Genomic DNA, 13,071 nt, shown 5'->3' on the forward strand with positions numbered 1-13,071 from the left:
CAAACACATTTCCACCTGTAACTAAAGTATGTTCACCTTCTAATTAACTTAAAAATGTCCTAGCAATCACTTGGTCTAGGTGCAGAAGGGCCAAGACCAATGGAACAAAGCCAATTCAGTACTACCTCATGCAGCACGTTGATGTTGTCTACCTGGCAGTGTTCTAATCCGCCAAGTCTTCTATCCTCTATGGCGAAGAACGTCTTGTTTTTCGAACCAGCCTGCTCGTAATTTTTAAGAGCTTGCGTTAGTGGATTGGGCTGAACTAATATCTCTTCCGCACCGTGCATCACAAGAAGCGGGCATTCTATCTGATGAAGCACGCCCTCGAGATTGTAGGCAAAACGAGGATTTTCCGCAAAGTCATCCAAGCTTTTTGCACCCAGGATTCTCATGCCGTGAGCAGCCAAACTCGGCGGCATCCATTTTAGCATTGCTTCCCAGTCGAATGCGTGGGTGCCTCCGTCAGAGATGACGGCAGCAATCCTGTGGTCGAAGGAAGCAAATCTAAGGGAGTCGTATGCCGCAAAGCTCTCACCATGGACAATAATCTTGCTAGGATCCACTTCCGGTCTAGTCAGAAGAAAGTCGATTGCTCTTGAATGAAAAGCCTCGCTGTCAGCTCGTCTGCCCTTTCCCTTTTCGTACATTGAGAGACCGGTCCCAGGCTGGTCATAGACCATAAAGTTATATCCACACGAAATAAAGGCAGGCCCTAACCAGAAATAGTTCTCAATTGACCACTCATCACCACCATTGAGAGCCAAAATTGTGGGCTTCGGACCTTTTATCCAAGAAGGTGAGAAAAAGTACCCATCCAACTTGACATCCTCATAATCTACTTGGATTTTCTCGGGTTTGACATCGAAGTACTTTCCGGCAGCTTCGAAGAGTTCATTTACCTTCCTAAATATACGGATTTTCTCGGTGTCATTATCCATCACAGCATATTCAGCGATTCGGTGGTAATTGCAAGCACGAATGTAGCAGTTACGTGCTGTATACCAGTTTCCAAAAGCTTCTGCCTCCTTGCCATGTCTTTCCAAGGCCTCTGCTGTTATGAGCCATTCCCTATGCCATGTTTCCTTATCATTGGGATCTATTTTTTTGCATGCTTCATAAATTTCGGTGACATCAGTAGCACCAAGACTTGCCATGCCTAGAGCTTTAGTTACTTGATATGACATCATATAGTTGTTTGGCCAACGACTGAATTCAATTGACATTGCAGTATCCCCCTTTTCTAGTTCTATTGATTACTCCCGTCCTTCTCTGATTAAGCAAGGGTGTATGTTTCGAAATGGTAGCACCTATCTATGTCGGTGCCGCAAACTTGATTTTCTACCATATCATTTCCTCCTATCAATTTACTTGTAGTGTTTAAGCTACAAGTAAATTTTAAGATATAAAAATAAAGCTTCTCTAAAAGGAAAATAAATCTTTATAAAGAGAATATAAAAAATCATAAAGTACTAAAAAGCAAAAAGGCCACTGCCTATATTCTGTACTTTCAACCAGCAGCGGCCTTTAATTTATTGTAAAAAAATAAAATTAGTGTTTTGCAAGTGGAAGGCTGAACTTTATGCCCAGACCGCCATACTCAGAAGAATATGCATAGATTTCTCCACCATGATGTTCAATAATTGATTTACAGCTTGCAAGTCCAAGCCCTATCCCGCCATTTTCAATTTGCCGGGATTTATCCACAGTGAAAAATTTAAAAAATAGTGAAGAGATATCCTTATCCGGCACTCCAGTCCCATTATCCTCAATTTCAAAATAGGCATAAGAACCTTGTGAGTATCCAGTCATATACACTTTCAACTCATTTTTTCCTCCATATCTTACGACATTACTAAAGAGATTACCAAAGACCCGACCTATCATAATTTCATTGACCATAAGCATTACATTTCCCGTGAATAAATGTTTGTAAACAAGCTCACAGTCAAGTCCTGATAGCTCATATTCATATTCTAGGGCAATGTTTTCAAATAATTTTGATGCATCAACGGGTTTCACAGTCATGGATTCTAAATCCTGTTTCTCTTTGGTGAAGCTTACAAAGTCATTGATGAGTTCAGCCATATACTTTGACTTTTTTTGTATCAACTCATAATATTCCTGCTTTTCATTTTCTGATAGACCCTTTTGCATAGCTAACAGTTCAGCAAAACCATTAATAGATGTTAATGGTGCTTTTAGATCGTGAGCAATGGCAGCAATGATATCCGTTTGCTCTTTGTGTGCTAGTTGGAGCCTCTTTTCCATCTTATTAAAGTGATTATAAAGGTCTCCAATTTCATCATTACTTCTTAATGCAAGTGGAGGCAATGGATGCACAATATTTATTCTTTCCAATCTGGTATTAAGCAGTCCGATTGGTTTTTCTATAAAAAAATAAATATACATAATCAAAATAATAAAGATGAAACAGGCAATAGCAAATATAGGAAAGAGTAATCCTATATATGAGGGATTCAGTAATGAACTGGATATAGGTGAATATGCTGCAAAGATAAACTTTAAATAGATTCCAATTGAAACCATAAAAACTATAAACATCACTAGGAACAGTAAAGGCAGCTTTATTTTCAGTTTCATACCATTACTCTCTTTCCTTGTACTTATATCCGATGCCCCAAATTGTTTTAATAAAGTCATATTCAGGACCAAGTTTCTTACGGATATTTTTTATATGAACCGTTACGGTATTTAATTCTCCGTATTCGTCTCCCCAGACATATTCATATATCCGCTCACGAGTCAATACATTATTGGGGTTATGCATGAGCATGGACAATATTTGGAATTCCTTTGTTGATAAGTTAAGCATTCTGTTATTTAGAAATACTTCAAAGGTCTTATCATTCAAGATGAGAGGAGAATCAGTCCTTTCTCTATTGGGACTAAGTTCATTCCACTCTTTAAGCAGCCTGTCAACTTTTCTGAAGTTGGCCCTTATCCTGGAAGTAAGCTCCTGAATGCTAAAGGGCTTTGTCATATAATCATCTGCCCCTATTTCGAGCCCAACGATTTTATCAATATCCTTATCCCGAGCGCTTAAAAACAGAATTGGAGCATTATAAGAATTTCTGATGCTTCGGCAGACATCAAGACCATTCATACCAGGCATCATTATATCAAGAATGATGAAATCAATGTGATTTTCTTTCAATGCACATAAGGCTTCTTTCCCAGAATATGCTGGAATCGTTTCAAATCCCTCATAACTTAAACTCTTTGTTATGAGTTTTACTATATCTTTATCATCATCTACAACTAATATCTTTTTTTGCACTTTTGCACCTCCGAGCTGCTTTAATATACTTTTGCGAGTCTACCAGTTGCGGCAGCATGATGCAATGAATACAATAACAAGAATAGCGATCAGATTGGCCATCCCGCCCTGAATGAGAAACGGGACGGCCAAAATTAACACAGCCTGCGTAAACAAAGCGATGCTGGCTAACAAAGGCGGTGAATAACGGTCCACCAAAGGACCCCCGAGAAAGCTGAAAATCGACGCCGCAGATACGGCCGTATACGTGAAGCTGGTCATCGCCACCGACTGTGTCGATTGCTGAACAAAATACAGCAGGACGATAGAATAAATGCTGTCCGCGATATTGGCAGAAGTACGAGATGCGAAGAAACGGCTAAAACGGCTATCCTTAAACAATAGATTCACATCTTCATCTTCTTACTGCAAAATAGTCAGAGCATTCAAAAGCCTGTCACTAGCAGTCTGGAAGATTTGATGGATATACTGCCGGTTTTCTTTATATGGAATGGTAAGTGAAATTTTCAGAATATCCCCTACATGCTCTGACTCGAAGAAAATAACCTTGTTGACATTAGTCTGTGTGCTTTCGGTATATAGATTGTCGAGCAATTCTGCATCATCGCGTCCCTCACCTAAATAGTTGAATACGATGGGCAGCTGCCCAAGTCCCTTTTTCAAAAAGCTACTGGATACCGGGTAAGCTTCCTCCATTTCCGCATTAAAGATCAGGTTGAAAAAGTTCAAATGATAGCGTGAAGCAAAGTCCAGATGGGTATGGATGCTCTTTTCATAGGGTTTCATGTCATCTTCCTGCAGTACAACAGGTATATGATCAATACACTCGCCTACGATTCCAAAATAATTCCGGTCGCCATATTGTCTTCCATAATTAGTAAGCCAAAGCGGAACATCAGAGCCTTCGAAATAGCTGCTGAAAAAACGTACAGCCATTTGAAGAGAAATCTCCCACATCATCGTAGGGCCGTGCTGCTCTGAAATTCCGCTTAAATTCAGCGTACAGCGATATCTAGTAGTGTCAGCATAGTTGCGTTCTTCGGTCAGCGCGTGGATACGTTCATTATTCTCACCAAACCTCTGAAGTTCGAATTGCTCGCTGATTTCCTGATCTCTGATTCCTTGAGGGCCTTGACGGATATGGTTCACATAATCCCGGTACTGCACCTCTTCTGTCGTATATTCCTGTTGCGGGTGATGATATTCATCAAAAAGCTGTCTGCGTAAGATGTCGCTGCTCGTAGCATCAAAGATGATGTGCGAGCAAGGAAATAACAACAGATGTTCACGCAAATTTAAGCGAACCAGGACAATCCGGTACTGCAACGATTGTGTAAGTTCATAAGGTTCTAAAAACAGGCTGGAAGCGATAGATAAAAGTAGCCTGCGTTGTGCTTGTATCGGCTGATCCGAGAGATCAACAATCGGTAAAGAAAGATGCTCTGGAGCTGGATGCAGTTCCCATTCCCATGCTCCGGACGATTGAACAAGCACACTTCTTAGCAATTCATGGCGGTGAAGAAGCCGCTGAACTGTTGCGGTCAAACGCTCGGTGTCCAAGTAGCTATCTAACTGTATTGCCATGCCCGAGCCTGTAAAATGCTGCAAATGATACTGCTGAGCTGGTGCAAGCGGATAGCACCCAATAGCATTTAGACTTAATATATTGGTATTCCAGCTTATATTTGACTCGGCAATGCTAGCAAGCCATTCATCGGCTTGTAGTTTAAGTAAGGTTTCTTGTTCTTCGTTAGTTGGTAGAGTCCCAAAAATTCTATCTGGTTCGTCGGTTCCCCAGCGAACGATATAATGGGGATGAAGGTCTGGATGGATACGAGATTGGATAAACGCTGTGATTGCCTGAACTTGTTCTGTGTGAAAAGGCTTAACTTGCAGGAACAAATAGTCTTGCTTATCGGCGGATACGAAATGAAGCCATGCCTGTACACCAAACGCATCGGCAATTGCCTGCTCAACCTCCTGAGTTTTCGCAATAAGCGTATCCGTGTTCTCTCCGCCCTCTTCACCACGTTGTAACAGCTTGGCCAGGTTTCTGATCGTTTGATATCGCAGCAATTGATGTATATCCAGTGGAATGTTCGATTCCTGCATTTTGGATACCAGTTGAATGGCCTTCAATGAATGACCTCCAAGCTCGAAAAAGCCGTCGTCAATGCCGACCTTTTCAACGCCAAGCACTACTTGCCACAGGTCCGCCAACTGTTGTTCCACTTCATTAGTCGGAGCAACATATTCCATATCGGTACCGCTGGCCATTTCTGGTTCAGGCAATGCTTGGCGGTCGATTTTACCGTTCGTTGTCAGAGGAAAAGCCCGCAGGAACACATACTGGGCAGGAATCATATAATCCGGCAACTGGCCAGTCAAATGGGTCTTCATATCACTCTTAGATAGCGGTACGTCGGTTGAGATATAAGCACAGAGCGTTTTTTGACCATCGTTTGTGCTTTTTACCGTTACGTGCGCCTCCTGAACTGCATCATGCCTCATGAGCTGGGTTTCAATTTCCCCAGGTTCAATACGAAATCCGCGGATTTTAACCTGCTGGTCTATCCGTCCGAGATACTCCAGATTGCCATCGGGTAGCCATCTGCCCAAATCACCTGTCCGATACATTTTTTCGCCCGGAATGAATGGATTAGGGACAAAATTTAGCTGGGTCAGATCATCCCGGTTCAGGTAGCCACGCGCGAGACCATCCCCGCCAACACATATTTCTCCTTGAGCACCAATGGGCAGCAGCCTGCTTGAAGAATCCATAATATAAACGGTTGAATTGCCAATCGGACGGCCAATAGGAATGCGGTTATATTCCTTATCAATCGGGAAATAAGTAGAAAAGGTGGTGTTTTCCGTAGGGCCATAAACGTTGATAACGTTCAGTCCCGGAGAATGTGATCTCACTGTATCAATGATCCCGGATAAAAGCACATCCCCGCCCACTAGCAGGTGATTTAGCGAAGCAAAGAGATTTGGTTTATGCTGGGTGAGCTGATTAAACAAAGGCGATGTCATCCACATCGTTGTAATATGATATCGATCCAGCGCTTCACCAAGCTGAACAGCATCCAAGATTACGGATTCTGGTACAATGTACAAGCGCAATCCGTTCAGCAAAGCTCCCCAAATTTCAAAAGTACAGGCATCGAACACGAGCGCCCCTGTTAGCAAAATGCGTTCGTTCTCGGCAAACGGCATGTAATTGGTGTTCTTCACTAGCCGTATGACATTCCGGTGTTCAATCATGACACCCTTGGGACGCCCGGTTGAACCGGATGTATACATGACATACGCCAGGTCGTCTGCCGTCATCGATTCAGAAAGAATGAAGTCGTCTGAATCGTAGGAGTTGATGTCTGCCAGATCCAGAACCATACCGGAGAAATTGAAAGTGTTCATCTGTTTTCCCTTGCCGGACAGGGTTAGCAAAATTTCGCTGCCGCTATCCTGAAGCATGAACATAATCCGTTCCTGCGGATAAGAAGGCTCCAGCGGCAAGTAGGCTCCACCCGCCTTCAAAATACCAAGAATACCGATAATCATTTCTGGTGAACGTTCAGTCAAAATGCCTACGATGGTATCCGTCACAACGCCCAGTTTCCGCAGCTTCGAGGCCAGTTGATTAGCTTTTATATTTAATTCGCGGTAGGTTAGCTCACAATCTTCAAATACAACCGCTACTGCTTCCGGTGTTTTCTCTGCTTGTTCTTTAAAGGCGCGATGTATAGTGTGATCCGATGGGTACGGTCTTCGTGTATCGTTAAATTCAAACAAAATCTGTTGTTTTTCCTCTGCCGTCAAAAGATCAATCTCCGAAACCCGGATATTTGGGTTCTGAATCACTTGCTCCATAATTTGGATGAGGTGGGCAGCCAATTGTTTGATCGCATTTTTGTTATACGTCAATGCATTATAACTAAATTTGATTTCCAGCTCGCGCCCAGGCATGACGATTACATTTAAATCATAGTTGGTCTGTTCAATATCCTCAACTTTACCAACACGGAGAGATTTGGATTTTACTTCCGTGTCCGCAAGTTCTTCCGAAACGGGGAAATTCTCAAAGGCAACAATATGCTGGATCAGGTTTTGTTTTAGTACACTATAGGCTTGAATATCAGCCAAGGAAAAATAGGAATACCGATTGGACTCCATCAAGGAATCCTGTATAGACGTAAGCAAGTCGGAAAATCGAAGTTCTGCGGAGCTTTTAATACGTACAGGTATGGTATTAATGAATAATCCGACCATATTTTCAATCCCAGGGACCTCATCAGGTCTGCCCGACACAACGGACCCGAAAATGACATCATTACTATTGTTGTACGCTTGTAGTAACAAGCCCCATACGGTTTGAAATAAAGTGCTGACGGTAACACAGTTTTGCTTGGCCATTTGCTCCATGCCTTGGGTCAGCTGCTCTCCCCATGTGCATATGAGCTGCTCTGCCTGAAACGAAGAATCAACGGAGCGGGTATAGCCGGGCACGACGGTTTCATTTTCAAAATCATCCACATAATGGTTCCAGTATGCTGCTGCTTCCTCTTTATTTTGTCTTTCCAACCACTGAATAAAGCTACTGAATGGATAGACGGGCTCTAATGTTAAAGGCGTATCGTCCCGAAGTGATGTGTAAATTTCAAAAAAATCTTTGGCTACCGTTCGCATGCACCAGCCGTCCATAATTATATGATGAGAAATCCAGATAAGCTTCGAGATATCCTCATCCCACTGCACAAGCGCTAACCGGATAAGAACTTCCTTCTCCAGGTCAAAACCTCTCTGCCGCTCTTCCTGTAAAATGGCTTGGAGTCGTCTCTGCTTTTCCGCCTCTGGTAGACCGCGCACATCTTCGGTATGCACAGGAGTAGCTGATCGTTCCTCCAGTACAACCTGAAGCGGACGATCCGTCTCCTTATACACGAATACCGTACGGAAAATATCATAGCGGTCAATCAGCCTTTGTAGGCTTCGGCTGATTAGGTCGGTATCCATAGCTTCATGAATGGTAATAATCGTTTGTTCGAAATAAGCCTCTGACTTTTCATCAGCTATGGCATGAAATAGCATTCCCTCCTGCATCGGGGAAAGCGGATAGAGGTCTTTAATTTTCACTTGGTAGTTTAACAGCTTATCTGTCAAACGATTTGCAATATTTTCAAACTGGTCCAAAGACAATTGCCCATATGTAAAATCCGTCGGGCTTTGTTCTGCTGTTTCCTTAGCACAGCAATGGCGAATAAGTTCGATCAGATGATTCTTAAAGCTGGCTGTAAGTTGCGCCACCGTCGATGCTTCATATTCACGCGCGTTATATTCGAATACAATGCTGAGTCTTTCATTAGCCACCACACCATGAATACCAAAGCAGGGTGCTTTTTCAGTCAGAGGGCTGATTGCAGAACCGGCAAACATGGATAGTGCCGAGGTACGCCATGTTGTACCTTCTCTGGCTTCTTCGTCAAAGTTAAAGCTGATCTCAGGTGGCTTGGCAGAAAAAAGGGTTGTTTTATCCTGCTGCTCCCTGTTGGTCAAATAGCGTAAAATACCATAGCCAGCACCTTGGTTGGGTACACGCCGCAAATTGTCTTTAATCAGCTTGATTTGATAGGCCAGATCTTCGGGCTTGCTCACATGTATCACAAACGGATATACGGACGTAAACCGGCCAACTGTACGGGATACGTCAATGTCTTTAATCCAATCCGTCCTGTTATGACTAGCCACCTGGACTGCAATTTCAGCATGTCCGCTCCATTCATAAAAAGCTAATCCTAGCGCCGTCAGTAAAATATCATTTATTTCTGTATTGTAGGCATGGTGCGCGTGTTTCAACAGGTTTTCAGTTTCTTCCCGGCTGAGTGTCACTTCTGATTGGTGTGCGTCACGGATGAGGCTAACCGAAACCTCATGATCTTTTGGCAGAGGACGTATCTCACGGGCTTCTACCTCATTCCAATAGTTTATTTCCTGACGCACCTGCGCGCTATGCGCGTACTTGGATAAACGTGCTGCCCATTCCTTATAGGAATCAGTTTTGGCAGGCAGTTGTAGCTTTTGACCGTTAGCAGCCTGCTGATAGGCTTTTTCCAGGTCTTCCAACAGAATTTTCCACGATACACCGTCTACGACAAGATGGTGAATGACGATTAATAAATGGTCGGCTTCCTGCAGCCGGAATAAAGCCAAACGCACAAGCGGGCCGTTACGCAAATCAAAGCCGCGTTGTAACGCGTCAGCCAATTGTAAGATTTCTGCCTCAGGTTGATCAGCATATAATAAGTTGTAGCTTTCCAATGTGAAGCATTCACCTTCGGCTGTGCCTCTGTTATAGGCGACAGGTTCTTTTTCTCGCTCATCAAAGGTAATTCGCAAGGCATCATGGTGCGTGGTCAGCTTATCCATGGCGCTTCTCAGCCAGGTTTCATTCCATCTTTCGGTGTTCTGGAGCATGACAACCTGATTGTAATGATGACGTTCGGTTTGATGATACTCAAAAAATTCCCACTGGATTGGCGTCAGCTCCACTGCACCTTGGACTGCCCCTTGCGGGATGATCCGTGTTATTGTCTTAATATAAGGAACGATCAATTCAATCTGCGGATGACGGAACAAATCCTTCATGTCCATTTTGAGGCCCTTTGCATTCAACCGGGCCGCAATTTGCAGTGCTTTGATAGAATCTCCGCCAAGCTCGAAAAAGTTGTTGCGCAGGCCAATCGGTTTAACGCCAAGAACTTCCTCCCAGATGGAAGCGAGTGTCTGCTCCAATTCGCTCCGCGGCGCTTCATATTCGGTATCGGTCAACACAAAATCTTCGGGTTCCGGAAGCGCATGACGATCAATTTTGCCGTTATGGGTCAAAGGCAATTGATCCAGCACGATAATATGTTGGGGCACCATATAGCTCGGCAACTGCTTGGCCAGCTCTGTCCGCAGGAAGGATTTGTTGGCTGCACCTGCTACGTAGGCGCACAAATACTTTTGTCCGCCCTTATCCGTTCTATCCGTGACCACCACTTGGCGTACCTCATCCAATTGGAGTAAGGCCGACTCAATTTCCCCAGGCTCGATCCGGTAGCCACGAATTTTCACCTGAAAGTCAACTCGGCCGATGAAATCAATGTTGCCATCCGGCAGCCAGCGTGCCAGATCTCCGGTGCGGTACAGACGCTCTCCGTTCACAACAGGATTCGGTAGAAATTTCTCCGCCGTCAAGTCAGGACGGTGCAAATATCCGCGGGCTACTGAGGCACCGCCCAAGCACAGCTCCCCGGCTACACCGATCGGGAGCGGACGCAAAGCCTCATCCAGGATATATACTTTATGATTGGGCAGTGCCTTTCCAATCGGGACGATACCGGATGAAGGCAGACGTTCAGCAGTTTCTTCATAAAAGCTGGAATCAATTGCCGCTTCGGTTACACCATAGGTATTCATGATGCGCATCGTATCACCGAAGCGATTCAATAGTGTCCGATAATTATCAACGCCAAAGCTGTCCGCGCCTGTAGTAAGTAGCTTCATGGCACTGACATCTGTACCGTGTTCATATACATAGTCCATAAGCAGCGTCAACAAGGCTGGCGGAGCTTCAAACGTCGTAATTTTATGCTGCTCGAGGACCTGCGCCAAAGCTGGAGGATCGTTGCGCACATCCTGCGGGCAGATGACCATGGTGCCCCCGTTCACAAATGTCTTGGCCAGATCACCTGCAAAGACATCGAACGACATACTGGCAATCTGAAGGAGCTTGACTGGAAATTCTTTTAACTGGTGAGCTTCTCTATAGCCCCACGCCGTATTTACGTAATGGCGATGCTCGATCATCACGCCTTTGGCGTTGCCCGTCGTTCCCGATGTGTAAATGACGTAAGCCAAAGCCTCAGGATCATGGATAGGTGTGTAAGTGGGCCCCTGTTGGTAGGCCTGCTCCGCTTGCGAAGCTTGTTGAAGTAATACTGGCAAATCCAGCACTTCACCTGCAAAATCCACATCTGCCAGTAGTTCAGTCAGGGAAGATTGCGTGAGCATAATCGTAGCCCTGCTATCCTGCAGCATGTAAGTAATTCTCTCCTTCGGGTAGGTCGGATCGACAGGTACGTAGGCAGCTCCCGCTTTCATAATGCCTAGCACAGCGATAATCATATTTGCTGAACGCTCAAGCATCACGGCGACGAGATGCTCGTGTTCGACCCCGCGACTTTGTAGCGCTTGAGCAAGCAGATTGGCCTTCTCATTCAGCTCATGATAGGTCAGTGCGGTATCTTCGTAGATGACAGCAGTCCGTTTCGGGACACGTTCTGCCTGCGCCTCAAATATTCCATGGAACGTCCCAGCAGGATAGGCGGCAACCGGTCCGCTCCATACATTGGTGAGCTCAGCCTTCTCGCTAGCAGTCAGCAGGCGAATGTCCTCCAGCGGGAGTTCAGGTGCATGTGCAATCTGAACGAGTACGTGCTCCAAATGTCCGGCTAACCGTTTCATGGCTTCATCGCTGTAGACATAGCTGTTGTAGGACAGCATAAAACCCAGTGCTTTTCCGTCTTCTACTTCGATATTGAAGTGGTAAGGCGTTTCTTCAGACAACTGGGCGTCCTCTACGACAAATCCAAGCCGTTCCTGCAAATCAGGCCGACCAACTATATCCTCCAGTGGGTAGTTTTCAAATACAACAAAATGATCCATAAGTTGCTGCTTGAGCACTGACTGGGCCTGTATTTCAGCGAGTGAACAATAGTCATATGCTCGCGAGTGAACCATGTTGCGCTGCACTTCACGAAGCAGACTTGAAAACGGCTGGTCTGCATCCCATTTGATTCGTATCGGTATGGTGTTTATGAAAAGTCCCAACATCTGTTCTACACCTGCAAGCTCCGGCGGCCGACCGGAAACAACGGTGCCGAAAACGACGTCTTCACTTTGGTTGTATCCTCCAAGCACCACTCCCCATGCGGCCAGAAACAGACTGCTAAGGGTTGTGCCGTTGTGTTCTGCCACCGTTCGCAAATGACGGGTTGTTTCATCCGTGAGTGTTATTTTATGCTCATGCAGCAGGTACCCGGTATCTGCCAGGAGTGAATGTGCTACAGGCAGGGTTGGCAGCACGGCTGGCTGATCATAGCTGTTCAGAATGGACTGCCAGTACTCCTTCGCCGCCTTCTTATCCTGCTTATCCAGCCAGCGGGCATAGCCCGTATAAGGCTGCGGTGTCGGCAGTTGTACAGTCTTACCCGCTTTCAGTGCTTCATAAGCCGCGAACAGCTCTTCCATAACGATGCCGAGGCACCAACCGTCCATAATTATATGATGAAAGCTTAAAATCAGCGTATATACGTGCGTTTTGGTTTGAAGCACCGTCAGACGAATGAGTAAATCCTTGCTCAGATCGTAACGCTGGTTCCGATCTGTGTCTGCATAGCTGCGAATGGCTGCAGCTTGCTCTGCCTCGGGAATATTTATCAAATTCTCGTAACGAAGCACCGCATTTCGCTCCTTAAACACGATGAGCCGCGAACGGGAGGCGCTTTGATGATAAATATTCGAACGAAGCGCCTCATGACGCTGCACCAGAGTCTGGAAGCTCTTTTGCAGAGCCTCCAGGTTCAGTTCACCCCGGATGGTCATTCGTACTTGCTCATAGTAAGCCTGTGATTCTGGCTCCATCACTGTATGAAAGAGCATCCCCTCCTGCAAAGGCGTTAAATTAGCCACTTTTTCGATTTCAAGTTTTTTACTCATCGGATTTC

Annotated in this window: 5 protein-coding genes; all 5 read right to left on the reverse strand. The window is 45.0% G+C overall.

Annotated elements, in window-relative coordinates:
• Window positions 1–59: 59 nt before the first annotated feature.
• Window positions 60–1,226, reverse strand: a complete 1,167-nt coding sequence (locus tag C0638_RS20575) for an alpha/beta hydrolase family protein (RefSeq protein WP_025677727.1) — start codon at window positions 1,224–1,226, stop codon at window positions 60–62.
• 325 nt (window positions 1,227–1,551) lie between these two features.
• Complete coding sequence (locus C0638_RS20585; RefSeq protein WP_058710629.1) at window positions 1,552–2,604, reverse strand: HAMP domain-containing sensor histidine kinase; 1,053 nt, start codon at window positions 2,602–2,604, stop codon at window positions 1,552–1,554.
• A gap of 4 nt (window positions 2,605–2,608) precedes the next feature.
• Window positions 2,609–3,301, reverse strand: coding sequence for a response regulator transcription factor (locus tag C0638_RS20590; RefSeq protein WP_058710628.1), 693 nt, complete (start codon window positions 3,299–3,301; stop codon window positions 2,609–2,611).
• Window positions 3,302–3,340: 39 nt separating this feature from the next.
• Window positions 3,341–3,691, reverse strand: coding sequence for an MFS transporter (locus tag C0638_RS20595; protein ID WP_058710627.1), 351 nt, complete (start codon window positions 3,689–3,691; stop codon window positions 3,341–3,343).
• Window positions 3,692–3,703: 12 nt separating this feature from the next.
• Complete coding sequence (locus C0638_RS20600; protein ID WP_102163736.1) at window positions 3,704–13,063, reverse strand: non-ribosomal peptide synthetase; 9,360 nt, start codon at window positions 13,061–13,063, stop codon at window positions 3,704–3,706.
• Between the last annotated feature and the right edge of the window lie 8 nt (window positions 13,064–13,071).

The organism is Paenibacillus sp. lzh-N1 (assembly GCF_002872435.1).
Lineage (GTDB): Bacteria > Bacillota > Bacilli > Paenibacillales > Paenibacillaceae > Paenibacillus > Paenibacillus polymyxa_C.